Origin of the sequence: Phyllobacterium bourgognense (assembly GCF_003337575.1) — a bacterium.
Lineage (GTDB): Bacteria > Pseudomonadota > Alphaproteobacteria > Rhizobiales > Rhizobiaceae > Phyllobacterium > Phyllobacterium bourgognense.
On sequence record NZ_QPJM01000006.1, the window covers coordinates 276220 to 299962 of the forward strand.

General features: G+C 56.2%; 19 protein-coding genes. 9 read left to right on the plus strand and 10 right to left on the minus strand.

All coding sequences use genetic code 11. The annotated features are described in order from the left end of the window. Window positions 1-16 precede the first annotated feature (16 nt). Window positions 17-1801 (plus strand): ABC transporter ATP-binding protein/permease, encoded by a 1785-nt coding sequence (locus C7476_RS13570; RefSeq protein WP_114430422.1) that lies wholly within the window; start codon window positions 17-19, stop codon window positions 1799-1801. 20 nt (window positions 1802-1821) lie between these two features. On the opposite strand, the gene vapC is transcribed toward C7476_RS13570, so the two are convergent. From vapC to carB, 3 genes are all read right to left on the minus strand, one after another. Next, on the minus strand, window positions 1822-2220 hold the full coding sequence (gene vapC / locus C7476_RS13575) for a type II toxin-antitoxin system tRNA(fMet)-specific endonuclease VapC (RefSeq protein ID WP_114430423.1): 399 nt from the start codon (window positions 2218-2220) through the stop codon (window positions 1822-1824). Further along, entirely contained in the window at window positions 2220-2453 is a 234-nt protein-coding gene (gene vapB, locus C7476_RS13580; protein ID WP_114430474.1) for a type II toxin-antitoxin system VapB family antitoxin, read from the minus strand. Before vapB ends, vapC begins: the two co-directional genes overlap by 1 nt. 87 nt (window positions 2454-2540) lie before the next feature. Beyond that, window positions 2541-6026 (minus strand): carbamoyl-phosphate synthase large subunit, encoded by a 3486-nt coding sequence (gene carB, locus C7476_RS13585; RefSeq protein ID WP_114430424.1) that lies wholly within the window; start codon window positions 6024-6026, stop codon window positions 2541-2543. A gap of 327 nt (window positions 6027-6353) precedes the next feature. On the opposite strand from carB, the gene ypfJ reads away from it, so the two are divergent. Further along, entirely contained in the window at window positions 6354-7283 is a 930-nt protein-coding gene (gene ypfJ, locus C7476_RS13590; RefSeq protein WP_114430425.1) for a KPN_02809 family neutral zinc metallopeptidase, read from the plus strand. 185 nt (window positions 7284-7468) lie between these two features. Here the strand turns inward: ypfJ and C7476_RS13595 are convergent, their stop codons facing one another. Further along, window positions 7469-8191, minus strand: a complete 723-nt coding sequence (locus C7476_RS13595) for an aspartate/glutamate racemase family protein (RefSeq protein ID WP_114430426.1) — start codon at window positions 8189-8191, stop codon at window positions 7469-7471. A 144-nt stretch (window positions 8192-8335) separates the two neighbouring features. On the opposite strand from C7476_RS13595, the gene C7476_RS13600 reads away from it, so the two are divergent. Next, the gene (locus tag C7476_RS13600; RefSeq protein ID WP_114430427.1) at window positions 8336-8800 is read left to right on the plus strand and encodes an Lrp/AsnC family transcriptional regulator; all 465 of its coding nucleotides are present in this window, start codon (window positions 8336-8338) and stop codon (window positions 8798-8800) included. 364 nt (window positions 8801-9164) lie between these two features. Next, entirely contained in the window at window positions 9165-10436 is a 1272-nt protein-coding gene (locus C7476_RS13605; RefSeq protein ID WP_114430475.1) for a TCR/Tet family MFS transporter, read from the plus strand. Between the two features lie 6 nt (window positions 10437-10442). Here the strand turns inward: C7476_RS13605 and C7476_RS13610 are convergent, their stop codons facing one another. Together C7476_RS13610 and carA are read right to left on the minus strand one after the other, a co-directional pair. After that, the gene (locus C7476_RS13610) at window positions 10443-10916 is read right to left on the minus strand and encodes a nuclear transport factor 2 family protein (protein WP_114430428.1); all 474 of its coding nucleotides are present in this window, start codon (window positions 10914-10916) and stop codon (window positions 10443-10445) included. A gap of 50 nt (window positions 10917-10966) precedes the next feature. Next, window positions 10967-12211 carry a glutamine-hydrolyzing carbamoyl-phosphate synthase small subunit gene (gene carA / locus C7476_RS13615; protein WP_114430429.1) on the minus strand — a complete coding sequence of 415 codons (1245 nt, stop codon included), beginning with the start codon at window positions 12209-12211 and terminating at the stop codon, window positions 10967-10969. Between the two features lie 268 nt (window positions 12212-12479). Between carA and C7476_RS13620 the strand changes: the two genes are divergently transcribed. Further along, a complete protein-coding gene (locus C7476_RS13620) occupies window positions 12480-12932 on the plus strand; it encodes a GatB/YqeY domain-containing protein (protein ID WP_114430476.1) in 453 nt (150 codons plus the stop codon). Window positions 12933-13004: 72 nt separating this feature from the next. On the opposite strand, the gene C7476_RS13625 is transcribed toward C7476_RS13620, so the two are convergent. Then, on the minus strand, window positions 13005-13592 hold the full coding sequence (locus C7476_RS13625; RefSeq protein WP_114430430.1) for a TetR/AcrR family transcriptional regulator: 588 nt from the start codon (window positions 13590-13592) through the stop codon (window positions 13005-13007). 100 nt (window positions 13593-13692) lie between these two features. Here C7476_RS13625 and C7476_RS13630 point away from each other — a divergent pair, with 100 nt between their 5' ends. Next, complete coding sequence (locus tag C7476_RS13630) at window positions 13693-14808, plus strand: efflux RND transporter periplasmic adaptor subunit (RefSeq protein ID WP_114430431.1); 1116 nt, start codon at window positions 13693-13695, stop codon at window positions 14806-14808. 2 nt (window positions 14809-14810) lie between these two features. Further along, window positions 14811-17921, plus strand: coding sequence for an efflux RND transporter permease subunit (locus C7476_RS13635; protein ID WP_114430432.1), 3111 nt, complete (start codon window positions 14811-14813; stop codon window positions 17919-17921). 321 nt (window positions 17922-18242) lie between these two features. On the opposite strand, the gene C7476_RS13640 is transcribed toward C7476_RS13635, so the two are convergent. Both C7476_RS13640 and C7476_RS13645 read right to left on the minus strand, forming a co-directional pair. Continuing rightward, window positions 18243-18791 carry a DUF1003 domain-containing protein gene (locus C7476_RS13640; protein WP_181872431.1) on the minus strand — a complete coding sequence of 183 codons (549 nt, stop codon included), beginning with the start codon at window positions 18789-18791 and terminating at the stop codon, window positions 18243-18245. Further along, on the minus strand, window positions 18788-19270 hold the full coding sequence (locus tag C7476_RS13645) for a GNAT family N-acetyltransferase (RefSeq protein ID WP_114430434.1): 483 nt from the start codon (window positions 19268-19270) through the stop codon (window positions 18788-18790). The genes C7476_RS13640 and C7476_RS13645 overlap by 4 nt, the downstream gene beginning before the upstream one ends. Window positions 19271-19366: 96 nt before the next feature. Here C7476_RS13645 and C7476_RS28150 point away from each other — a divergent pair, with 96 nt between their 5' ends. Then, on the plus strand, window positions 19367-19531 hold the full coding sequence (locus C7476_RS28150; protein ID WP_181872432.1) for a hypothetical protein: 165 nt from the start codon (window positions 19367-19369) through the stop codon (window positions 19529-19531). Between the two features lie 75 nt (window positions 19532-19606). On the opposite strand, the gene C7476_RS13650 is transcribed toward C7476_RS28150, so the two are convergent. Next, complete coding sequence (locus C7476_RS13650; RefSeq protein ID WP_114430435.1) at window positions 19607-21277, minus strand: Na/Pi cotransporter family protein; 1671 nt, start codon at window positions 21275-21277, stop codon at window positions 19607-19609. A 365-nt stretch (window positions 21278-21642) separates the two neighbouring features. Between C7476_RS13650 and dnaG the strand changes: the two genes are divergently transcribed. After that, a complete protein-coding gene (gene dnaG / locus C7476_RS13655; protein WP_114430436.1) occupies window positions 21643-23598 on the plus strand; it encodes a DNA primase in 1956 nt (651 codons plus the stop codon). The last annotated feature ends 145 nt before the right edge of the window (window positions 23599-23743 follow it).

Sequence of the window (23743 nt, forward strand, 5' to 3'; positions counted from 1 at the left end):
TCCACGGGGGAGACTCATGGCGGAGCAGAAACCAAGCCGATCCACAGCCACCTCGGTCGCGGGCGAAGTGGAAGCCGGACTGCTCTCCCAGTTGCGCGTGATATTGGATATCTATTGGATATCGCCGGTCCGCAACCGCCTGATTCTCATGATACTCGGCGTTGTCAGTATCATCATCGTCACATCGGCGGGCCAGGTGCTGCTGAACCGCTGGAATGTGCCTTTTTACGATTCACTGTCGCGTCGCGATTTCCCTGCTTTTGTCGACCAGCTGATGGTGTTTTTCGCAATCGCCTCGGTTCTTCTTGTTTTCAACGTCGCTCAGACCTGGCTGAATCAGATGACGCGGCTCAAGCTGCGCGAGGGACTGACCCGTGATCTGGTCGGTGAATGGCTGGAGCCGCGCAGGGCATTCAAGCTCTCGAATTCTGGACCAATCGGCGTCAACCCCGACCAGCGTCTGCATGAGGATGCGCGGCATCTTTCGGAAATGTCGACTGATCTCGGGTTTGGATTGTTGCAGGCCACGATATTGCTCGTGAGTTTCATCGGCGTCCTATGGACGTTCTCCAGCGGTTTCGTGTTCAATGTCTATGGTTATAGCTTTTCCATCCCAGGCTACATGGTCTGGGCCGCTATTCTCTATGCCGCATCTGCATCATGGCTCAGTTGGCTCGTCGGACGTAAATTGATCCGGTACAACGCGGACCGCTACCAAAAAGAGTCCGAGCTCCGTTTTTCGCTGATGCGGGTCAACGAGCATATCGATGCGATTTCGCTCTATAGAGGAGAGGCCGATGAGAATCGCCGCATCGGATTTGACATCGACAGCCTTCTCTCTGCAATCCGCTTGTTGGTCACGGCGCTGACACAGCTGACCTGGGTCACCTCCGGTTATGGCTGGATCACCATTGTCGCGCCCATTCTCGTGGCGGCACCCGTCTACTTTGCCGGAAACCTGTCTTTTGGCGGGTTGATGGCAGCAATCGGGGCCTTCAACCAGGTGCACGATGCCTTGAAATGGTTCGTCAATAATTTCGGCGCCATCGCCGACTGGCGCGCCACGCTACTGCGTGTGACCTCGTTCCGGCAGGCAGTGCAGGCGACCGATATTAAAAACAGCGTCGAACAACGGATCAAGTTCACGCAGTCGGAGACAAATGAGATCGTCCTCGACAAACTGAAGATCACTGCCCCGCGCGAGACAGTTCGCCTGAAGGAGAAGAAGGCCGTGGTCAAGGAGGGCGAGCGCGTGTTGATCACCAGCGAACCCGGGATCGACAGAACCCTGCTCTTTCGAGCCATGGCCGGTCTCTGGCCCTGGGGGGCGGGATCCGTCAGTCTGCCTGCGAATACCAACATTCTTTTTATGCCGCGCCTGCCTTATTTCCCTCCAGGCAGCTTGCGGGAGGCTATGTCCTACCCTGTCGGCAAAGACGGATTCTCCGATGAGGAACTTGTTTCGGCGCTACACGAGCTGGGCTTGACCCGGCTCGAACCGATGCTCGACTTCAGGGCGCGCTGGGACAGGGAATTGAGCGACGATGAACAGCGGTCTCTCGCTTTCGCGCGGCTCAAACTGCATAAACCGACTTGGGTCGTTATCGATGAGGCGCTCGATGGCATGGAGAAGGACGCCTACGAACGGGTTACCGCTGTGCTACGCGATGACCTCGCCAAATCGACTGTTGTCCATATCGGGCGTGAGGACAAAAACGATCATGTCTTCTCGAAGGTGCTGCATTTCGTTAGCGACCCATCCGGCCATGGATTGGAAGAAGAGGGTATTGCAGGCGTTTGAATGGTCGGATTGCGAGACGCTTAAATCCAATTCTCGGTCAAAACCCCGGGCATGCGCGTAAATTCGCGCATATTGTTGGTCACAACAACCAGTCCTTCGCTACGCGCGTGACCACCTATCTGCATATCATGCGATCCACACGGAGTTCCGGCTCGTTCAAGGTCTGCACGTATCTGTCCGTAGTGCACTGCCGCACCTGCAGCGAAAGGCAGTACTTCCAGCCGACTGACGAAGTGTTCGATCGCTCTCAAATTTTCAACGGTGCGGGCTGATTTCTCCGCTCCATAATGCATTTCGCCGAGCGTGATGCTGGATATGCATAGCTGTTCCGCGAGTGCATTGAACTTCTCTCGCAACTGAAGAGGATAGTTTTTCATTACGTAGATGCAGATATTTGTATCCAGCATATACCGTAGCATTAGAGCAATTCGCGATCTTCGACCGCAGGCTGTTCGCGTTCACTCATAAAGTCGTTGCTCAAACGCGGTCCCTGCGTAAAAAGATCATCCCAACGCTTGCCTTGAGGAACCACAAGGCGACCCTGGCCGATTTTAAGGATATCCACTTGGTGCACGTCTTCGGGAAAAGCGACTGCTTTCGGCAAGCGGACGGCCTGACTGCGATTGGTCGTAAAAACGGTGGAGCTGGTCATGGTGAATCCTATGTACATCCCATTGGGATATACATAGGATACTGCTCGGAAAATGGCAAGACGACGACGTCCTTGATTGGCAGAACGTCAGAGAAAATAATCCTGCAGCGGCCTCACTTCTAGCGATCCGGCCTTCAGCGCGGCAATAGCTTCGGCGACTGCGTCGGCTCCCGACAGCGTTGTGTAATACGGCACCTTCTGCATCAACGTCGCACGGCGGAGTGATTTCGAATCCGAGATCGCCTTGGCACTGTCGGTAGTGTTGAAGACCAATTGCACTTGACGGTTGCGGATGGCGTCCTCCACATGCGGGCGACCTTCCTGCACCTTGTTGATTTTCTGGGCTTCAACACCATTTTCGCCGAGGAAGCGAGCGGTGCCGCCGGTGGCAAGGATTTTGAACCCCAATGCCGCCAGACGTTTCACAGGCGCGAGAATGCGTTGCTTGTCTTCGTCACGCACCGATACGAACAGCGTTCCGTCGCGCGGCAGGTCGACACCGGCGCCAAGCTGTGACTTGGCGAAGGCCAAGGCATAATCGTAGTCGAGCCCCATGACTTCGCCGGTCGAGCGCATTTCCGGTCCGAGCAATGTGTCGACGCCGGGAAAACGTGCGAAAGGAAACACGGCTTCTTTTACCGCGATGTGTTTGCGCGCCGTCGTCGAAGGTTTGCCACCATAATTGGCCAGTGCTTGATCCAGCGTTTCGCCAGCCATGATACGCGCCGCAACTTTAGCAATCGGCGTACCGATGGTCTTGGCGACGAAGGGGACTGTGCGTGAGGCACGTGGATTGACTTCAAGCACATAGATCGTGCCGTTCTTGATGGCGTATTGGACGTTCATCAGGCCGACGACGTTGAGTGATTTGGCGAGCGCAGCGGTTTGCTTTTCGAGTTCGGCGACGGTTTCGGTCGATAGCGAGTGCACCGGAAGGGAACAGGCGCTGTCGCCGGAATGAATGCCGGCCTCTTCGATGTGCTCCATGATGCCGGAGATCCACGTATTCTTGCCGTCGCAGAGGCAGTCCACGTCGACCTCGATTGCTTCGCTCAGATAGCGGTCAAAGAGAAGCGGGTTTTTGCCGAGCAGCGTGTTGATCTGGCCTGTCTTGTCGTTCGGATATTTCTGCTTGATATCCTCGGGCACGAGTTCCGGCACCGTATCGAGCAGATAACTCTGCAGGCCGCGTTCATCATGGATGATCTGCATCGCCCGGCCGCCCAAAACATAGGACGGGCGAACGACGAGCGGAAAGCCAAGTTCGCCGGCTATGGTGCGAGCCTGTTCAACGGAATAGGCGATGCCGTTCTTCGGCTGGGCAAGGTCGAGTTTGATCAGGAGCTTCTGGAACCGGTCGCGATCCTCGGCAAGATCGATAGCATCGGGGGAGGTGCCGAGTATCGGGATGCCGGCTTTCTCAAGGGCATCCGCAAGCTTCAGCGGGGTCTGACCGCCAAACTGGACGATGACACCGTGCAGCGTACCGGCCGTCTGTTCGGCGCGCAGGATTTCCAACACGTCTTCGGCCGTCAGCGGTTCGAAATAGAGCCGGTCCGACGTGTCGTAGTCCGTCGAGACAGTCTCCGGATTGCAGTTGATCATGATCGCTTCGTAGCCAGCATCACGCAGGGCAAAGGCCGCATGGCAGCAGCAATAGTCGAACTCGATACCCTGGCCAATGCGGTTCGGACCGCCGCCGAGGATCACAACTTTCTTTCGATCGGAGACCTGGGCCTCGGAGGCGAGCGCTCCGGCGAATGGCACTTCATAGGTCGAGTACATGTAAGCGGTCGGCGAAGCAAATTCGGCGGCGCAGGTATCGATACGCTTGAAGACCGGATGAACATCGAGCTTGTGGCGCAGCCTGGTGACTTCGCTGGGTTCGATTCTGGCGAGGCTGGCAAGGCGCGCATCGGAAAAGCCCATGCCTTTCAACATACGCAGGTTCTGCGCATCCTGCGGCAGGCCATGCTCGCGCACGCGTTCTTCCGTCGCGATAATCTCCGCCATCTGTTCCAGGAACCATGGATCGATCTTGCAGCCTTCGTGAACTTCCTCGACAGAGAGGCCAAGACGCAGGGCCTGGCCGACCATGCGCAGACGGTCCGGTGTCGGCACACCGATGGCGGCACGGATGGCATTGTTGTCATTGCCTTCGCCAAGCCCGGGGATAGCGATTTCATCGAGACCTGTGAGACCAGTCTCAAGACCGCGCAGCGCTTTTTGCAGCGATTCCTTGAAGGTGCGGCCAATGGCCATGACTTCGCCGACCGATTTCATTGCGGTCGTCAGCGTCGGTTCGGCGCCTGGGAACTTTTCGAAAGCGAAGCGCGGGATCTTGGTGACGACATAGTCGATGGAAGGCTCGAATGAAGCGGGAGTGGCTCCGCCGGTAATGTCGTTGTCGAGCTCGTCCAGCGTGTAACCGACGGCAAGTTTCGCGGCGATCTTGGCGATCGGGAAGCCTGTTGCCTTCGAAGCGAGGGCGGAGGAACGCGACACGCGCGGGTTCATTTCGATGACGATCAGACGGCCATTTTCGGGATTGACCGCGAACTGCACATTGGAGCCGCCGGTCTCGACACCGATCTCGCGCAGCACCGCGATCGAGGCGTTGCGCATGATCTGGTATTCCTTGTCCGTCAGGGTCAAGGCAGGGGCGACGGTGATGGAGTCGCCGGTATGGACGCCCATCGGATCGATGTTTTCGATGGAACAGATGATGATGCAGTTATCCGCCTTGTCGCGGACAACCTCCATCTCGTATTCCTTCCAGCCGAGGACGGATTCTTCGATCAGGACTTCGGTCGTCGGCGACGCATCGAGACCGCTGCCAATGATCTCGTAGAACTCGGTGCGATTGTAGGCGATGCCGCCGCCGGTACCGCCCATGGTGAAGGACGGGCGAATAATAGCGGGAAGCCCGACGTGATCGAGCGCCGCACCTGCCATGCCCAGCGCATGGGAAACATAGCGCTGCTTGCGGTCGCCTTCGCCAAGTTGCCATTCGGTCTCAAGCTTGTCCAAAGCCGCGTCGAGTTCGGCGCCGGAATATCTGGCTTTTACTGCTTCGCGCTGCTCCTGGTGCAACTTGCGGTCATGGTCCTTGACTTCGGTGGCATTGGCCAACATGGATTTAGGCGTTTCGAGACCGATCTTGGCCATCGCCTCGCGGAAAAGCGCGCGGTCCTCGGCCTTATCAATAGCCTCGGCGTTGGCGCCGATCATCTCGACATTGTAGCGGTCAAGTACACCCATGCGACGAAGCGATAGCGCGGTGTTGAGCGCAGTCTGTCCGCCCATCGTCGGCAGTAGCGCGTCGGGGCGTTCCTTGGCGATGATCTTGGCAACAACTTCCGGGGTGATCGGCTCGATATAAGTGGCGTCCGCCAACTCCGGATCGGTCATGATCGTTGCCGGATTGGAATTGACGAGGATAACGCGATAACCCTCTTCCTTAAGTGCCTTGCAGGCCTGTGTGCCGGAATAATCGAATTCGCATGCCTGACCGATGATGATCGGACCTGCGCCGATAATCAGAATAGATTTGATGTCGGTGCGTTTTGGCATGTTCGGTTCCTATCAATAGCGTGCTGCACAAAAAACCGCACGGTTTTGACCGTACGGGCAGGCATATAATTCCAAATGCGAGGCTAAGGCTGCCTTATAGGCAAAGGAAGCGCATTGTGTAACCCCAAAAACGCGCGATTTTGCGGTTTTTCGCAGCAGTTTTCGGCCAGATGTATCGTGTGCATTAATCAGTCACGAAAATTGATTATCTATCGCCCGCAGCTACACGTTGAAAAATAGCATCGTGCGTGAAACAAATATCGCACTATACTGTTGGAACTACAGCGCATCGACGTCTGTGCCGATGCAAAACCCGGGAGACAGGAAATGCGTTGGCAGGGCCGCAGGCAGAGTGACAATGTTGAGGATCAACGCGGCGAGGGCGGTGGTTTTCCCGGCGGTATCGGCCGTGGTGGTGGCTTTCGACTTCCTGGTGGTTCCGGTTTTCGCACAGCGCGCGGGGGAGGCTTTTCCGGTATCGTCATACTTGCGGCGATCTTCCTGTTCCTGAAATTCTGCACGAACATCGATCCGATGCAGATACTGGTCGGTGAAGGCGGCGGCCAGTTGGTGCCCGGCCAGAGTCAAGCGCCAAGCGGCGACACATCGGTCAAGAACGACGATCAAATGACGCAGTTCGCACGTACTGTTCTTGCCGAGACCGAAGACGTCTGGAGCGGTATTTTCCAGGCCGAAGGTCAGCAATATCCGGCTCCGACCATGGTGTTGTTCAGCGGCCAGGTCCGCTCCGCCTGTGGCTTTGCAAGTGCTGCGTCGGGACCATTCTACTGCCCCGGCGACAAGAAGCTCTATATCGACTTGAGCTTCTATGATGAACTCGAACAGAAATTCGGCGCTTCCGGGGACTTTGCACAGGCCTATGTCTTGGCGCACGAAGTAGGGCACCACGTGCAGAACCTCATCGGCGTCCTGCCGAAATTCAACGCGATGCGGCAGAGCATGAGCCAAGCCGATGCGAATTCGATGTCTGTGCGTGTCGAGCTTCAGGCGGATTGCTTCGCCGGTATCTGGGGGCATTTCACCAAGCAGCAAGGCATACTTGAAGTTGGTGACCTCGAAGAGGCACTCAACGCCGCCCAGCAGATCGGCGATGACAATATCCAGCGGAGGACGCAAGGCTACGTCGTGCCGGAAAGTTTCAACCACGGCACGTCGGCTCAGCGCGCCAATTGGTTCAAACGCGGTTTCGACAGCGGCAAGCTGGAAAGCTGCGATACGTTCAGCGGGAATATTTGAGTCTCTGAAGGAATATGCTGGCAATCCGACTATGCGTGGTTCGACAGGCTCACCATGAGGGAGATAGAGGATTGCATGGATAGTCGCCGACCCTGTAGTCCTTGCAACGCAAAACGTTCCTCATGGTGAGCCTGTCGAACCACGCATAGTCAAAGGGGCCGTTCCAAGCCTGGAAATATACTGATTTATCCCGCGTCCTGCTCGCTCGTGAAATCCAAACCTAGCGCATGCGCCACGGCGGCGTTTGAGTGAATAGTCGTTGAATCGAACACTGGCAGAGCGAGATTGTCGTCGGTCAGGGACAGACAAATCTCCGTGCAACCGAGAATGACGCAGTCGGCACCGGCATCCTTGCCGCGCTGGACGATCTTTTCCAACACGTGACGGGAATCATCCTTGACGACACCGCAGCACAGTTCATCGAAAATCACCGAATGCACCTTGGCGCGGTCGATCTCATTGGGCACGATCAACTCTATATCGAAATGGTCACGCATGTAATCGGCGTAAAAACCGTGCTCCATAGTGTAGCGCGTCGCAAGAAGCAGGGGCCGCTTCTTGCCCGCTGCCTTCAGCGTGCGGCCGGTTTCATGCCTGATATCGATGAGCGGGACATTGACGGACGCGGCAACCACATCGGCCACCAGATGCATGGTATTGGTACAGATCAGGACGCAGTCCGCACCGGCGCCTTCAAGTCGCTTGGCTGCGTCGGCGAGAAGGGCTGCGGCGTCATCCCAGCGGTCGCTTTTCTGCAACGCGACGACTTCGGCGAAATCCAGCGATTGCACGGCGATTCTGGCTGATGCGAGACCGCCCACACGTGCCCGGACCATTTCGTTGATCTGGCGGTAATAGACCGCCGTACTCTCCCAGCTCATTCCACCGATCAGTCCGATAGTGCGCATTGCAAGTCCTCAAGTTGATTCTGGCTGGATCATAAATTGGCATCGCCGCAGAGTGTTCGCAAAGTTTGTGGAAGTTCCTTGCAGCCAAGCAAAAACCAGGCGTATAATTCACTAAATGCGCTGAGAAATTGCTGGAGAGGCGAGATGCTCGATGATCGTGATCGCAAGATTCTCAATTTGCTGCAGGCAAATGCGTCGCTTGCCGTCTCTGATCTGGCTGATCGGGTAAGCCTTTCGATCTCGGCCTGTTCGCGGCGCATTCAGCGTCTGGAGGACGATGGTTATATCGCCAAGCGGGTTGTGCTTCTGGATCGTGCACATGCCGGCTTGCCGACGACGATGTTCGTGATCGTGCGTACAGCCCGCCATTCTGCTGGTTGGCTCGAACAGTTTCGCGCGGCGATCGTCGACATTCCCGAAATTGTCGAAGTGCATCGCATGACCGGGACGATCGACTATATCCTGAAGCTGGTGCTGCCGCGCGTCGAAGCCTATGATGAAATCTATAAGGCGCTCGTGGAGAAGGTCGAGTTCTTCGATATATCCGCCTCCGTTTCAATGGAAACATTGAAAGCGACTACAGCGGTCCCAACGCACTATGCGCGTTAGGATGTGTCGATATTCACGCCATGACGGTCTGCAAACGCCATTTTTCTGCGATCCGGTGCTCACGTACTTCAAGTACGCTCCGCTCCGGTTCTCGAAAACCACCGTTTTCGCCTCGCCATGATCGCGAATCTCAACGCACCCTAGTTTCAGGTGATGCCGGTCTCGACGCGGCCTGAGCTGAATCCCAAGCCTCCGATTGCGCATGGTTTGACAGGATCTGTCAGGAGGATTTTGCCCAGAATGCACTTTCAGGTGGCGGAATGGCGGATTTCCTGATCATGTTCACGGATTGTTTCGCGTTATCCTATGCAATACAAAGATTTTTCGCGCAATCGCAGACACAACGCAAGTTGCGAGTTTTCCGATGATTGACCCTATCCTGGCCAAACGCGGCCTGACGCTCGTCTTCATGATCCTGCTGCTGGATATCATCGGCATTGGCATCATCGTGCCAGTCCTGCCGGAATATCTTGAGGAATTGACCGGCACGGACATAGGGAATGCAGCAATTTACGGCGGCTGGCTGCTTTTTGCCTATGCCGGCATGCAGTTTGTTTTTGCGCCGCTGATCGGGAATTTGAGCGATCGTTTCGGCCGTAGGCCAGTATTGCTGACGTCGGTGATAACCTTTGCATTGGACAATCTGATTTGCGCGCTTGCGCCCAACTTCGCCATCCTGCTGATTGGCCGAATCCTTTCAGGTATAAGCGGCGGCAGCTACTCCACGGCCTCCGCCTATATCGCCGATGTCAGTACGGACGAAAACCGGGCAAAGAATTTTGGCCTGCTTGGCATTGCATTCGGCATTGGTTTTATTCTTGGGCCGATCATCGGCGGCTTCCTTGGCGAGTTTGGCCCGCGTATACCATTTTACGGGGCGGCCTTGATCTCGTTTCTGAATTTTGTCGCCGCTTATTTCCTTCTACCCGAAACGCTCGCCGCGAAGGATCGGCGGAAATTCGAATGGATGCGTTCCAATCCGCTTGGCGCCCTGAAACAGATGCGCAATCACACAGGCATTCTGTGGCTCGGGCTCGTGTTTTTTATGTTGACCCTCGGACACATGTCGTATCCGGCGGTATGGGCCTATGTCGGCAGCTACCGCTACGGCTGGAGTGAAAGCGATATCGGCATATCACTTGGCGTCTACGGCCTGTGTGCGGCAATCGTAATGGGGCTTGTCTTGCCTCGCATCGTTTCGAGATTTGGCGAATGGCGCACGGCTGTCATCGGCCTCGCCTTTGCCGCGCTCGGTTTCTTCGGTTATGCCAGCGCCTGGCAGGGGTGGCTGGTCTATGTGGTGATTGTTGCGACGTGCCTTGAAGGCGTGGCCGACCCGGCCATGCGCAGTATCGCCTCCGCAAAAGTCCCCGCATCGGAGCAGGGCGAGTTGCAGGGGGCGATGACGAGCCTCTTCAGCATTACGAATATCATCGGGCCGCTGATCTTCACGCAGATATTCGCGATCTTCACCGCGCCGGGCGCCTCCATCACCTTTAGCGGCGCCCCTTATGTGCTTGGCGGGATTTTCGTGCTGATCGCCTTGATTGTTTTCGTGCTGCGCGTCGAAAAGCCATCGCTGGCTAAAGACGAGGTTCTCGTTCCGGGCGCGTTGGCACAGAACGAGGCCGGATAAGCAGTTTTATAGTCCGAGGTCTGACAGGCCGGGGTGATCGGCTGGACGTGGTCCGGAGCGATCCCAGTGAAACTTACGTTCCGATTCCTTAATCGGGAGGTCGTTGATGCATGCAAACCGCTTTCGCATCAGGCCGTTTTCGTCGAATTCCCAGTTTTCATTGCCGTAGGCGCGAAACCAGTTGCCAGAATCATCGTGGTATTCGTAGGCGAAACGAACCGCGATGCGATTGTCAGTGAACGCCCAAAGCTCCTTGATCAGCCGGTAGTCGAGTTCACGATTCCACTTGCGCGTGAGGAAAGCCACAATTGCTTCGCGTCCCTCGACAAACTCGGCACGATTGCGCCAATAGCTGTCGATCGTATATGCCAGCGACACGCGCTCGGGGTTGCGGCTGTTCCATCCGTCCTCCGCCCCACGGACTTTTTGCACCGCAGTTTCGTGAGTAAATGGAGGCAGGGGCGGGCGCTGTTCCGACATGGTCGATACTCCTCATTTTCTACGTTGCGGGGGTCGCGCTTAGTCCTTGATCAGGCGGCGTGTTCCCGTTCCGGCAATGTCTTCATGCCCTTGCTCTCACGGATCAGGTTGAAGAACCGACGGAACAGATAATGCGAGTCCTGCGGACCGGGCGACGCTTCGGGGTGATGCTGCACCGAAAAGACCGGACGGCCGACAACACGCAGGCCGCAATTGCTGCCGTCGAACAGCGAGATATGGGTTTCCTCGACGCCATCCGGAAAGGATTCCGCATCGACGGCAAAGCCGTGGTTCATCGAAACGATTTCGACCTTGCCCGTCGTGTCATCGCGCACCGGATGGTTGGCGCCGTGATGGCCCTGGTGCATCTTCTTGGTATCGCCGCCAAGCGCGAGCGCCAGCATCTGGTGACCGAGGCAGATGCCGAAGACCGGAATGTCGGTCTTGATAAGCTCCTTGATAGCGGGGACGGCGTATTTGCCGGTCGCCGCCGGGTCACCTGGTCCATTGGAGAGGAAGATGCCATCGGGTTTATGGGCCAGAACGTCTTCGGCGGTGGCGGAAGCCGGGAGAATAGTGACTTTGGCACCAAGACCGGCAATGAGCCGAAGGATATTGCGCTTGATGCCATAGTCGATGGCGACGACGTGGAATTCCGGCGCTGTTTGCTCGTCAAAGCCTTCATTCCACACCCATGGCTTCTCGGTCCAAACGGAACTCTGCCCCGAGGTAACGTCCTTGGCGAGGTCGAGATCAAGCAGGCCATGCCACGCCGCGGCGCGCATTTTCAGCGCTGGAATATCAAACTTCCCGTCCGGATCATGGGCAATCACCGCGTTCGGCATACCCTTCTCGCGTATGAGAACCGTCAGGGCACGGGTGTCGACGCCAGCCAGAGCAATAACGCCGCGTGCTTTCAACCAATGATCCAGGTGGTCGGCGGCGCGATAGCTCGAGGGCGCCGTAATGTCGGCCTTGAAGATTGCGCCAACCGCACCGGCACGATTGGCCGGGGTCAGATCCTCGATGTCTTCCTTGTTGGTGCCGACATTGCCGATATGAGGGAAAGTGAAGGTGACGATCTGGCCGGCATAGGACGGATCGGTGAGAATTTCCTCGTAGCCGGTAAGCGCGGTGTTGAAGCAGACTTCCGCTTCGCAGATGCCGGTCGCGCCAAGGCCCTTGCCTTCGATAACGGTGCCATCGGCCAGAACCAGCAATGCCGTCGGCTTGAATTCAGTCCAGCCCGCGGTCTTTGACGATGTACCGGCGTCTGTCGTTGTGTTGGTGGTCATGCGGCACTCCTGAGCGTGGGCTTGCGGCGTTGCCGGCGTTGAAAAACGCCGTCCAACGTTCCATATGACATGGCTGAACGCGGTGGTGACGAGGCTCCCCACCGCAGCAACAACAAAATGTCTGGCTAAGACCCAGTCCATAAACAAAGCCGCGCATAAGGTCAATTGCGACACAAGAACTCTTCGTGGAATCATGCCAGAATCGGTGTTTCGCGATGATTGTCTTTGTTTGCCGTCAACATTAGGGTGCGCGAAAGCAGGAGATCAAATTATGCGCGATACCATCGCAGCGGCACTGACCACAGCCATCAAAGCACAAGACAAGCGCCGCGTGCCGACGCTGCGCCTGATCATGTCCGCAATCAAGGATCGCGATATTCTCAACCGGGGTTCGGGCAAGGAACCCGCAACGAACGAGGAAGTAAGCTCCATTCTTGCCAAGATGATCAAGCAGCGCGAAGAGTCGGCAAAGCTTTACGAAGAGGGCAATCGTTCGGAACTCGCCGCGCAGGAACGTGCGGAAATCGAGATCATTCGCGACTTCATGCCGAAGCAGTTGAGCGAAGCGGAGATTCGCGATGCCGCCAAGCTGGTAATCGATGAAATCGGTGCAAGCGGCCTGCGCGACATGGGCAGGAGCATGAATGTGCTCAAGGAACGATATGCTGGCCAGATGGATTTCAGCAAAGCCAGCAGCATCGTGAAAGAGATTCTGCAATAGGCGAGTTCATCGCCTCTGTAGCGATGCTGGCCATCTTCCGAAGCCGCGCATGTCGTGTCGAGGATTGGAATGTCATGGCCCTCGGGACGAAAGCGCAATACGCCTGACCTCGTCAGCGGCTGCTTCGAGAATGTGCTGCGACATATCTTCATCCGTCATGATACGAGAGACCACCACGGCCCCAACCATGAGGGACAGTACGGCCATCGCTTTGTGACAAGGTTTGGAGCTCTCCGATTTCGGCATCATCTCATCGAGGATCTTCAGATGAGCTTCGATGCCGTCTTGAAACGGAGCCCGTACCTCTTCGCTCTGACGCGCGGCATCAGAACCAAGTGCCGCCAGAGGGCACCCGTCGCTCCTCTCCTGGCGATGGCCCATGGACAAATAGAACGAAACAACTGCTTCAAGTGGATCAGGATTGCCGGCAGCTGCCGACGACCATCTGCGGGTTGCGTCGTCCATCGCACGTCTTGACGCCTGTGCGGCAAGATCGGCTTTGGATTCGAACTGCTTATAGAACCCGCCCTGAGTAAGGCCGGCGCCCTTCATCAAATCTTTCAATCCAATGCCGTCAAAGCCGTGCTCCCGAAAGAGCCGGCTTGCGGCGTTTATCACCCCTTCGCGATTTTCTTCGGCCTGTGCACGGCTGACTCGCATTGTGACCTCCAAATTAGATTTCGTTTGACATCTATAGCAAGTTTAGAGTTAGATCGCAATCTAAATCGAACCCTGCACCCGTCAACAAGGCTAATTTGAAATGAATCGCAAATTTCTTCTCTCATCGATAGCGTTTCTGGTGGCGGCCGGCGCTGCGGGAATTGTGTTCGTCGTGGAACCATCTGGAAAGGCGGCGGAAGCCGCTGATCCCCGCATGGCGGCCCCATTCGTCAAAGTGGTGAAAGCAAAGACGCCCGAGGCGTTCGAGCGAACCTTCACAGGAACCATCGCCGCCCGGGTGCAGAGCAATCTGGGGTTTCGTGTGCCTGGCAAGATCGTTCAGCGTTACGTGGACGTCGGCGAAAAGGTCAAAGGCGGCCAACCTCTAATGCGCATCGATGAAACTGATTTGCGTCTTGCGCTTGCGGCAAAACGCAATGCAGCTGTCGCTGCCCGTGCGGTATTTACACAAGCGCAAGCAGACGAGCGAAGATACGCCGTCCTCGTAAAAAATGGCCTGGCGGCATCTCCCCAACGTTATGAACAAGCCAAGACAGCTCTCGACACTGCTGCCGCGCAGCTTGCTGCGGCGGAAGCCGATGCAAGCGTCTCGGAGAATGAGGCAACCTATTCGCTTCTGGTCGCTGACTCCGATGGAACCGTTGTCGAGGCGCTCGGGGAGCCCGGACAAGTCGTAGCGGCAGGCCAGACTGTCATCAGGCTTGCCAAGGCGGGGCCGCGGGAAGCACTCGTCTGGCTTCCTGAATCTCTTCGGCTGGAACTCGGGGCAGTGGCACACGCCAGTGTCTACGGACACGAAGCGGAGGAAGGTAAGGCACGGCTTCGCCAGATATCGGACGCTGCGGACCCCCAGACTCGCACCTATGAGGCTCGGTGGGTTTTGGAAGGCGCAGCGGCATCGGCTCCGCTAGGTGCAACAGTGACAATAAGAGTTTCCAACAAAAGCAGCCAGGCGCATGCAGTGGTGCCTGTCGGCGCTGTCTTGGATGATGGCAGTCGAACCGGGGTATGGGTATTAGACGAGAAGCCCTCGATCGTCCACTTCAGGCAGATAAAGGTCGAACATATCGGCGAGGAGAACGCAGTCGTCTCCGGCCTCAAGACGGGCGAGCCGGTCGTCGCTCTCGGGGCCCATTTGCTAGTGGACGGGGCGAGCGTCCGAACCAAAGCAGAACAAACGAGAGTGGCGAACTAAAAATGAACCTCAATCTCTCAGCGCTGGCAGTTCGCGAGCGGGCCGTCACTTTGTTTTTCATCCTCCTCTTAGCCGCTGCGGGTGTCTATGCCTTCGTCAAGCTCGGCCGAGCAGAGGATCCCTCCTTCACCATCAAAACCCTGACAGTGACAGCCGCATGGCCAGGTGCAACAGCCCACGAGATGCAGGATCTCGTCGCTGAGCCACTTGAGAAGCGTATCCAGGAACTGACGTATTACGACCGCGTCGAGACGACAACCCGACCGGGCTATGCCTTTTTGACCGTTACTTTAAAGGATAGTATGCCACCCAATGCCGTCGACGAAGAGTTTTACCAGGCTCGTAAAAAGCTTGGAGACGAGGCGCGAAGACTGCCTCAAGGTGTCTACGGACCTTTTGTCAACGACGAGTACTCCGATGTGAGCTTCGCTCTTTATGCGCTGAAGGCCAAGGGATTGCCTATGAGAGACCTCGTGCGGCAAGCCGAATTGATCCGTCAGGATCTTCTGCATGTGCCGGGCATCAAGAAGATCAATATTCTCGGAGAGCGGCCTGAACAGATCTTTGTCGAATTTTCCTATTCCAAGCTGGCCACTCTTGGAATCTCGCCACAAGACATCTCTGCCGCTTTACAGAGGCAAAACACGGTAACGCCTGCCGGCTCAATCGATACGAGAGGTCCGCAGGTCTTCATGCGTTTCGACGGTGCATATGTTGGTATCCAGGCAATCGCCGATACGCCCATTGTCGCAGCCGGGCGTACGTTGAAGCTCTCAGATTTCGCAGAAGTGCGGCGCGGCTATGAAGACCCGGCCACCTACATCATCCGTCATGAGGGTGAGCCGGCCATCATGCTTGGCGCAGTAATGCAGCAAGGTTGGAATGGTCTGGAGCTCGGCAAGGCGCTCGAGGAAAGATCTGCCGCGATCGCTCAAACTCTTCCGCTCGGCATTACGCTCGCTAAGGTCAGCGATCAAGCGGTCAACGTCGAAGCAGCGGTCGGTGAGTTCATGATGAAATTCGCCATGGCACTCGGCGTAGTATTGCTTGTGAGCCTCATCAGTCTTGGCTGGCGTGTAGGAATCGTGGTTGCCCTCGCCGTTCCGCTCACGCTTGCTGTCGTCTTCCTCATAATGCTCGAAACCGGCAGGTTTTTCGATCGTATCACGCTCGGCGCACTGATCTTGGCGCTCGGACTTCTTGTTGATGATGCCATCATTGCCATTGAGGTTATGGTCGTGAAAATGGAAGAGGGGATGGATCGCATAAAGGCGGCAGCGTATGCCTGGAGCCATACAGCAGCGCCGATGCTGTCCGGGACACTTGTGACGATCATCGGGCTGATGCCAGTTGGTTTTGCCCGATCGACCGCCGGCGAATATGCGGGGAACATCTTCTGGGTGGTGGGTTTTGCGCTCGTTGTGTCGTGGGTCGTTGCGGTGATCTTCACGCCGTACCTAGGCGTTAAGATGCTGCCAGCGATCAAGGCAGTGGAGGGTGGTCATCACGCCATCTATAATACTCCGAATTATCGTCGCCTGCGTTCACTTATCGAGTTAGCCGTTCGCCATAAATTCATGACGTGCGGAGTCGTCGGCATCGCCATGGCCGTTTCTGTCGTGGGGATGGGAGCTGTGAAACAGCAATTCTTTCCGACGTCGGATCGCCCCGAGGTATTGGTCGAGGTTCGCATGCCTGAAGGTACCAGCATCGAGGCGACGACCGGTGCGGTAGCAAAAGTTGAAAGTTGGCTGCAAAACCAGCCCGAGGCAAAAATCGTCACAAGCTACGTCGGTCAGGGCGCTCCTCGTTTCTTTTTTGCCATGGCACCGGAATTACCAGACCCCGCGTTCGCCAAGATCGTTGTACTCACTCCTGATTCTCCCGCGCGCGAGGCTTTGAAGCATCGCCTTCGGGCTGCCGTTTCGGACGGGCTAGTCCCCGAAGCCTCTGTCCGCATCACCCAGCTCGTGTTCGGCCCTTACACTCCGTTTCCGGTCGAGTTTCGCATCATGGGCCCCGACTCCGACCAACTGTACGACGTCTCGGAAAAGGCACTCGATATCATGAAGGGCGTGCCCGACGTTCGCCAAGCTAATCGGGATTGGGGCAATCGAACGCCTGTACTTCGCTTCGTTCCTGACCAGGATCGGCTCAATCTGATCGGCCTTTCTCCAGCGGAGGCAGCACAGCAGATGCAATTGTTGTTGACGGGTGTCCCGATTACGCAGGTGCGGGAGGACATCCGCAACGTGCCTGTCGTCGCACGTAGCGCCGGTGAGAACCGGCTCGACCCCTCAAGATTGGCCGATTTCTCGCTCACGAGCAGGGATGGCCGGCAGATTCCGCTTGATCAGATCGGCCATTCCGAGATCCAGTTTGAGGAACCGATCCTGAAACGCCGCGACCGGACGCCTGTGATCACGATACGCTCTGACATCAATGAAGCGACGCAGCCCCCGGAGGTCTCACAGCAGGTTCTGAAGGCGCTTCAGCCGCTTATAGCCTCGCTTCCCGTAGGCTATCGCATCGAGATGGGCGGAAATATTGAGGAATCTCTCAAGGCCAATCTCGCGTTGGTTCAGATATTTCCAGCGATGATTGCCGCCATGTTGATCGTTATCATCCTCCAAGTCCGTAGCCTGTCGACGATGACCATGGTCATGATGACAGCGCCGCTCGGGCTGGCCGGGGTGGTGCCGGTGCTCCTCCTCTTCAATCAGCCTTTTGGCTTCAACGCCATCCTCGGGTTGATCGGATTGGCAGGGATCCTGATGCGTAATACTTTGATTCTTACCGAACAGATCAAGGAAAACCGGCGGGCTGGTCTCGATGACTACCACGCCGTCATCGAGGCTACAGTGCAGCGGACTCGTCCTGTTATCCTGACGGCACTGGCGGCCGTCCTTGCTTTCATTCCACTAACCCATTCGGTTTTCTGGGGATCGATGGCATACACGCTGATCGGCGGTACGGCCGTCGGTACTGTAATGATCCTCCTCTTTCTTCCCGCACTTTACGCTGCCTGGTTCCGCATCAACCCCGGGGAGAATGAGGCCGATAGAAATTCGCTGAAGGAGGTGCATGTGCAAACAGCTATGGCCGCCGAATAATCTCCCTTGCGGTGAGCAATTTTGAACTCTGGAGATGCTCGTCTTTCCACCGAGAACAAGATTGAAAATGCCCATTTTGCTGGGTTTCTTTTACGATTATTGAGTCGGACTTTTGAAAGTGGCTACAGCATCGATCTGGTCAATGCGACAATTTGCATAGCTATTATGCATTTTTATAAGTTGCCAGATTTTTGTGCGGTGCTATTCTATAAATGTTGGGTTCTTCTCCTCCCAGATACCCCAACATCGAATGTACTGCACCTCCTCCCGCGGTACATTTACAATCGGGACCGCTGCACCTCCTCCCGCAGCGGTCCTTTTTTATTTGGAGCTATCGCCGGCCTCGTCAGGCGGTTGCTTCTGGGTCGCCAGTTCCTCGACTGCCTCCGCGAGAGTCACCACTTCCTTTTCCCGCATCTGGTCGATCTTCTGATGAAGAAGTTCGATCTTCTCATGCAACAGTTCGATTTCGAGCTCCGCCTTGATATTGATGCGGTAGTCGTTCTCCGCTTCCTTCCGATCGATATCCTGCTGACGGTTCTGGCTCATCATGATGAACGGCGCGGCATAGGCGGCCTGGAATGACAGAGCCAGATTGAGAAGAATGAAAGGATAGGGATCCCATTCCCGCACATAGGCGGTGACGTTGAGCACAATCCAGAAAAACAGGATTGTCGTCTGGATGATGATGAATGACCAGGATCCCATCGTTGCGGCAACTTTGTCCGCAATCTTTTGTCCGCGTGTGAGCTGGTTTTCGAGGTCAGCAGGCTTGACGTTGCGATCGCGCCGGCGAATTGCCCTTAAATGGTGAAGCAGCTTTCGTTCGGCATCCCACAGACCTTTTTTCACATCTTCGACATTGGTCATGATTTCATTCCAATCGCTTTGCTCATATTGACGCCTGTCACGTGAAACCCAGAAACATCATAAAGATGTTTGGCCCGTTTGTTGTCTTCAGCCACGCGCAACTTGATTTGCGTGACCCCCGTTTTGGAAAGTTCCAACTCCAGAGCGGCCAAGGCTTCCTTGCCGTAGCCTTTTCCCTGATGCGCGGCAAAAATATGGAAATCGCTTATGTGGACCGAGCGTGCCGAGATATCCGATCGGTACCACAGATAACCGATTATGCTGTCGTCACCCGAAATACTGTCGATTATACACAGCAAGACCTGGCCCGGTGTTGCGACTCCTTGTGGCAGATCTTCATCAATCTCCCGCAAGGCCTGCAAACGAGATTCGACAGGTGAAAGTTGGTAATTGGCAGTTATTTCCGTCGCGTAGTCAGGAATGAAATAGTCCAGATAAGCCGAGTATTCATCGGCACGCATCGGTCTTAGCGAAATCATCACGCTCATTTCCCGTTTTGTTGATTTGTAGTTGGGCGCTCCGCTGGAACTCGCATGAGGTTGCGGCGTTCATTTATCATAAAAACGGAGGCTAAAATGAAAGAACAAACCTGGTCGACTATTATTGGAATGCTGGCTGGATTGTCAGTTGGCGCGGGTGTTGGCGAAGCAATTATGGGCAATGTACTTCTTGGACTTCTGATCGGTACCGCAATGGGCGCTTTCATTGGGTCCAACAGTCACATTCATCGCGATTATTAAACACGAAATACACTGGCACAAGTGAGATCATCTGAGCGTTTCGCTTGATGTTGCGCCGACGGTATTCCTTGACGGTCAGCTGTGCAAAGCGCGCAAACGCGTGGTGTTCAAAAGGCCCTGTTCTTCGAGGACGGGATACGCCATGGCTGCCAGCAGCGAATTGACCTGTTTCAGATCGCGGATTGTGTCGAGGTGAATTGAGCTCGTCTCGACGCTGCGGGTCGTGCCTTCACGAAGGCGGCGGAAGTGCCGCTCGCTGCTCTGCTTTTCAAGGTCGCGCAAATGGTCTTTTTCAAGCACCAGTTGATGCGCCGTTTCGCGATCACGCGAGACGAGCACATTAAACGCCATACGCGCATTGGTGAGCACCTTGGCATGGAAGTTGCTGAGCTCCAGCCAGCCTTCGTCGGTGAATTTAAGTTTCCGGTCCATCTTCTTCTGCACCAGTGCCAGCATGTTACGGACGATGATGTCGCCGACCTGTTCCAGCTTGACGCAGGCGCCCAGCAATTCCTGAGCACGCGCAACTTCGAAGTCGCTCAGTGGCTTGGTCGTCAGCTTGGCCAGGTAGAGTTTGATGGCCGCGTGCTTGCGGTCGACCTTGTCATCAAGGCCGGACAATTCGTCGATACGCTCCTGAACAGGATTCTCGTAGAGCCCGATGATCCCGCGCAGCATGATCTCCACTGTCTCGCAGACGCGGACGGTCTCGCGGGTGGCATTGGCGAGCGCAAGGCTTGGGATATCGAGAACGCTCTCGTCTAGGGCGCTGAGTTCCGCGTGATCGAGCGATTTTGGCTGTTCGACCGGGACATTGAGCGCGACGACGGCCTTGGTAACCCTGAGGACAAGCGCGGAAAGCGGAACGCCGGCAAGGAGGATGATGACGTTGAAGAGAATGTGACCGTTGATCACCTGATCGGCTGGTGCGGAGCCGAGGAAGGCCACAGATGGATTGAACGTCAGATAAAGGATCAGAATAACGATGGAACCGGCTCCACGCATCAGCAGATTGCCCATCGGCACGATACGCGTCTGCGGGGCGGCATTACGGGTCAAAAGCGGTGCGATGAAGGAGGAGCCAAGGTTCACGCCAAAAATCATCACGATACCAAGTTCTGGCTGGATGAGGCCGCGCGAGGCAAATGTCACCAGGAGCAATACGGCGGCTATGCTGGAGTGGAACAGCCATGTCATGATCGCCGCAATCAGGAATGCGGTAACGGGATCGGTATTCAAATAGCCGACAATCACCGGCAGCAATTCACTGTTGCGCAAAGGTTCTGTTGCCTGGCCGGTCATTTCGAGCGAAAGCACGAGAAGGCCGATGCCGACGAGGATACGGCCCACCTGCCGCCAGTTGCTTCGTTCGGTCGACATGAAGATAACGGTGCCTGCCACCAGGCAGAGTGGTACCAGCAATGTCAGGTCGAAGCTCAGTATCTTGACGACAAGCGCTGATCCGACCTCGGCGCCCCTCACGGCCATGAGCCCGGCGATCCCGCTGACAAAACCGGAGCCGACAAAGGAGCCGACCAGAAGACTGACAGCCGTGGAGCTTTGCAGAGCAATGGAAAGCATCAGTCCCCACAGGACGGCGAGAACGGGATTGTGCAGTACGCCGCGCAGACTTTGGCGCATGCGCTCGCCATAGGCGCGCTCCACGCCGGTGCGAACCATGCGTGTCGCCCATAGCAAGAGCGCAACCGCGCCTGCCAGATGCAACAAAATTGCGGAACCGTTCACTTATGATGATCCTGTCGAGTACGGATAAGACGGTAATGCAACTACACGATTTTAGTTGCGATTTATTAAGATAACATATCAATCAAAAAGGGAAAAAAATATGTTCCGGCTAAGAAAAAATGTGTCGTTTTTGGCATATTGTAACAATTCTATGACAGTTTTGTATCAGACAGATAATCGTTTGCCGGCTTGTAAAAGCTCGGCGTCCATCGAGGAGCCGTTCGATGCGATGAACAGGGGATGACGTGCTTGCCGGACTTCCGCCGCGTGCCTATTTGATGCAATATGGTTCAAGCCTGATAGACGCAGTTTCAGGCTGCCGAAAACTGACTTTCCAAAGTGCCAATTGAAGAACGAAGAGCCGCATGCGATTTCCGCCGTCCTTTCTCGATGAGATCAGGGAGCGTGTACCGATCTCCAGTGTGATCGGGACGCGCGTTTCGTTCGACCGGAAAAAGACCAACGCGCCGAAGGGTGACTTCTGGGCTTGCTGTCCGTTTCACGGCGAAAAATCGCCAAGCTTCCACTGCGAGGATCGCAAGGGTCGCTATCATTGTTTCGGCTGCGGCGTTACCGGCGATCATTTCCGTTTTTTAACCGAGCTCGAAGGGTTGAGTTTCCCCGAGGCCGTGCAGCGTGTTGCCGACATGGCCGGCGTGCCGATGCCTGCGCGTGACGCCGAAATGGAAATACGCGAGGCGAAACGTGCCACGCTCTACGACGTCATGGAGATGGCGACGAAGTTCTTCGAGGAACAGCTGCAGGCGGCGGGCGGTGCGAAAGCCCGTGCTTATCTACGGGAGCGGGGCATGAGCGCCGCGACGCAGCATTCCTATCGTCTGGGTTATGCGCCCGAGAGCCGCAACGCGCTGAAGGAACACCTGGCATCGAAGAACGCCACCAAGGAGCAGATCGAGGCCTGTGGGCTGGTGGTCTATGGCGATGACAAGCCGGTGTCGTTTGATCGTTTCCGTGATCGCATCATGTTTCCGATCGAGGATTTGCGGGGCCGTATCATTGCCTTTGGTGGGCGGGCGCTGGCGCCCAATGCCATTGCGAAATATATGAATTCCAACGAGACCGAACTCTTCCACAAGGGCAAAATTCTTTTTAACGCTCTGCGTGCCAGAAAGGCGGCGCAACCGCAGGCCGGCCAGCCGGCAAAGGCCGTCATTGCCGTCGAAGGTTATATGGATGTGATTGCGCTGGCGCAGGCCGGCTTTCCCCAGGCCGTCGCGCCGCTCGGAACCGCATTGACGGAAGATCAGCTCGATCTCCTCTGGCGCATGTCGCCGGAACCCATACTTTGTTTCGATGGCGACAATGCGGGCATCAAGGCTGCGCACCGCGCGATCGATCTGGCTTTGCCCGTGTTGAAGCCCGGCTTCTCCTTGCGTTTTGCTGTGCTGCCGGAGGGCAAGGACCCTGACGATCTAGTCAAGAGTTCCGGCCCGCAGGCTTTCCAGGCTGTGCTTAACGACGCACGGCCGCTTGCTGACATGCTGTGGACGCGTGAAACGGCGAGCGGCGTCTTCGACACGCCGGAGCGGCGCGCCGAACTCGAGGCGCGGCTCAAACAGATGATGGCGCTGATCGGCGACGAGAATGTGCGCCGACATTATGCGCAGGATGTGCGGGAGCGTATCCAGCAGTTCTTCGGTTCGAACCAGCGCAGCAACAGTAACCCACGCGGTAACAACCAGAACAGTTTCGGCCAGCAGAATGGTTACGGGCAGCGGGGCAGAGGCGCCGCCAATGGCCGTTTCGCAGTCTCGGACAGTCTGGCGCGTTCGGTGTTGGTCAAGACCACGTCGGCGGCACCTCCCTTGCGCGAGACCGCAATCCTGATGACATTGTTCAATCACCCGCGGTTGATCGATGAGGATTTCGAAACGGTGGTGCGGCTTGAATTCAGCCATCCGGACCTCAAGCGCTTTCATGCGGCCATGCTGAACGCGATGGCCGAACATCATGTCGCCAACGGGACAGAGATGCGCAAGGCGATGGTCGACACCAATCATGGCGCCTTGATTGAAGCGCTGGAAGCATTGACGCGGCGTGCGCGCATGTGGACGGCGACGGCGGAAGCGGCAGAAGAAGATGCTTTGGAGGCGCTAAAGCAGGCGATTCACTTGCATCAACGCGCAAGCACACTACATAAGGAGCTGAAAGTAGCTGAAACCGCCTTGGCGAGCGAAGCCACCGATGAAAACCTTAACCGGCTCCTCGATATTCAGAACGATATTCGCAATGCGCAGGCAACTGAAGCGCTGATCGAAGGGTTCGGAATACCGTCAGGGCGATCGGGCAAGGGGTTTTGACCGAATTGATTCGCTTTTTTCCCACGAATCAGTTGAGTCGGGGTTGACGTGGGTCAATAATGACGGAATCAAGTGCGCGAATTAAAGATATTTCGTTGATGTTTGCGGGTAAAGCGAAAAAACCGGCAAGTTTCGGCAGATATGT

Bases quoted from the DNA above. Each gene is read 5' to 3' on its own strand.
- C7476_RS13570 (WP_114430422.1), top strand. From the start codon at position 17: ATGGCGGAGCAGAAACCAAGCCGATCCACAGCCACCTCGGTCGCGGGC.
- vapC (WP_114430423.1), bottom strand. From the start codon at position 2,220: ATGCTACGGTATATGCTGGATACAAATATCTGCATCTACGTAATGAAA.
- vapB (WP_114430474.1), bottom strand. From the start codon at position 2,453: ATGACCAGCTCCACCGTTTTTACGACCAATCGCAGTCAGGCCGTCCGC.
- carB (WP_114430424.1), bottom strand. From the start codon at position 6,026: ATGCCAAAACGCACCGACATCAAATCTATTCTGATTATCGGCGCAGGT.
- ypfJ (WP_114430425.1), top strand. From the start codon at position 6,354: ATGCGTTGGCAGGGCCGCAGGCAGAGTGACAATGTTGAGGATCAACGC.
- C7476_RS13595 (WP_114430426.1), bottom strand. From the start codon at position 8,191: ATGCGCACTATCGGACTGATCGGTGGAATGAGCTGGGAGAGTACGGCG.
- C7476_RS13600 (WP_114430427.1), top strand. From the start codon at position 8,336: ATGCTCGATGATCGTGATCGCAAGATTCTCAATTTGCTGCAGGCAAAT.
- C7476_RS13605 (WP_114430475.1), top strand. From the start codon at position 9,165: ATGATTGACCCTATCCTGGCCAAACGCGGCCTGACGCTCGTCTTCATG.
- C7476_RS13610 (WP_114430428.1), bottom strand. From the start codon at position 10,916: ATGTCGGAACAGCGCCCGCCCCTGCCTCCATTTACTCACGAAACTGCG.
- carA (WP_114430429.1), bottom strand. From the start codon at position 12,211: ATGACCACCAACACAACGACAGACGCCGGTACATCGTCAAAGACCGCG.
- C7476_RS13625 (WP_114430430.1), bottom strand. From the start codon at position 13,592: ATGCGAGTCAGCCGTGCACAGGCCGAAGAAAATCGCGAAGGGGTGATA.
- C7476_RS13630 (WP_114430431.1), top strand. From the start codon at position 13,693: ATGAATCGCAAATTTCTTCTCTCATCGATAGCGTTTCTGGTGGCGGCC.
- C7476_RS13635 (WP_114430432.1), top strand. From the start codon at position 14,811: ATGAACCTCAATCTCTCAGCGCTGGCAGTTCGCGAGCGGGCCGTCACT.
- C7476_RS13640 (WP_181872431.1), bottom strand. From the start codon at position 18,791: ATGACCAATGTCGAAGATGTGAAAAAAGGTCTGTGGGATGCCGAACGA.
- C7476_RS13645 (WP_114430434.1), bottom strand. From the start codon at position 19,270: ATGATTTCGCTAAGACCGATGCGTGCCGATGAATACTCGGCTTATCTG.
- C7476_RS28150 (WP_181872432.1), top strand. From the start codon at position 19,367: ATGAAAGAACAAACCTGGTCGACTATTATTGGAATGCTGGCTGGATTG.
- dnaG (WP_114430436.1), top strand. From the start codon at position 21,643: ATGCGATTTCCGCCGTCCTTTCTCGATGAGATCAGGGAGCGTGTACCG.